Genomic DNA, 1,596 nt, shown 5'->3' with positions numbered 1-1,596 from the left:
GGACGAGTTGGAGGCGATGCTGGATAATCCCAACTGGTCGCCTAGAACACCCTCAGGATTAAGTGAATAGCCGAGGCACGTTGTGCCGCACCAGTCCGAACAACAGCGGACAATTTTCTCGTTTAACGGCGCCCGATAATAAATTAGCAACCAAAAGTTAGGCCATCCTTGATCGAACAAATCGGGAAGGGCCTTCGAATGGGGATTCCATTAGCAGAGATAACGAGACTGCTTCTTTCAGGAAAGACCCTGGAATGGCCCGGATATAAAGATCAGAACCCCGGCTCAATCACCCTGAATAATCCTTCACAACGACGCTTGTTTGAATTCCTTCTCAATCAGGACTCCAGCAAGGTGGCTGTCGGCGACGAAAACATCTTCCCCGGTCTAATTTCGGCCTGGGAGAACAACGAATCCGACCCAGCAAATTTCATTCGAGAAGAAGATGGAATAAAGAACAATAAATCATGGAGGCTCTACCATATCGAGGCATATGGATTCGGAGGACTCACGATATTCAAGGGCAAGTGCTTTGATCTCTACGTCGGCGGGCATAACTGGTGCCTCGAAGGCCAGAATGGCTCAGGGAAAACTTCGCTTGTCAGTTCAATATTGTGGGCTCTGACGGGAAAGCGAATCCGTGAACACGAGGGGCCGGTGGATGAGCGCGGCGAGCGCGAGGACGTTGTTGGGGACGACGGTCGAAAAGTTGGTCGTTGGCCGCCGCTGGCTGCCTATCCGACCAACATAGCGGACCTTAATCAGCCAGCTGAAGTGTGGGTGAAACTTACTTTCAAGGCGGCAGACGGCGAACCTGCGATTGCTTTCCGGCGGATGATCAGCCCGCCTATTGGTGAGGCTACGCTCGAGGAGCAGATCGACCCGCGCCTGAAATCGGTCCTCCGGCTCGCCGATATCGGCATACTCATGCCGGCCCGGCTTGCCAAGATCGGGTTCGGCAAAAACAGCCTCACATTATACGAAGCGGTAAAGCAGCTAACTGGCCTCGACCAGTTGTCCGATATTGCGGATGGATGCACCGCATTTGGCGCACTAAACAGAAAATTCATGAAATACGCCAAAGACCAAGGAATAGATGGATATGAACGCAGATTTTCCGACGCAATTAAAAATTCTAGAAAATATGCATCCGAATTTGACTTCAAAATCCCGATCCATATAACTATAGATAGGATATCTATGGAAGAAGAACTCTCCGCTGCGTCAAAAAATGCCTTCGATATGGCCGGAACGCATTTAGTAACGTTAAAAAACGAAATCCCCCCCTTCATCGATACGAAAACGGTCAGCGGTCGAGACGCAGTAAAAGCAGCCGTCTCAAGCGCCCGAGGGCTGGTCATGCAGGGGCCAAAGGCGATCTCGTTGTTTCAGACGTGGAAGGCGCTGACCGACGCAGCTAGCGACCAAAATTTCGCCAATCTGCCGTCCGCCCTGATCATGGCCAGAAGTAATCTGGAAAAGGCTCTAGAGTGGCACCATCGACAAACGGCCGATGGAAAGCTGCGTTTAAAGGCGCTGGCAGCTCTAAACTTTACCGCCGGAGTGATGAGTGATCCCAATTGGCCACTCTGCGAC

Annotated in this window: 1 protein-coding gene; it reads left to right on the top strand. The window is 51.6% G+C overall.

The annotated features are described in order from the left end of the window. Window positions 1-168: 168 nt before the first annotated feature. The coding region (locus AC1DYT_RS26655; protein WP_477472520.1) for an ATP-binding protein at window positions 169-1,596 on the top strand (1,428 nt) is incomplete at its 3' end.

The organism is Mucilaginibacter sp. P1_D10, from assembly GCF_056406215.1.
This window is presented reverse-complemented; position numbering and strand designations above follow the sequence as displayed.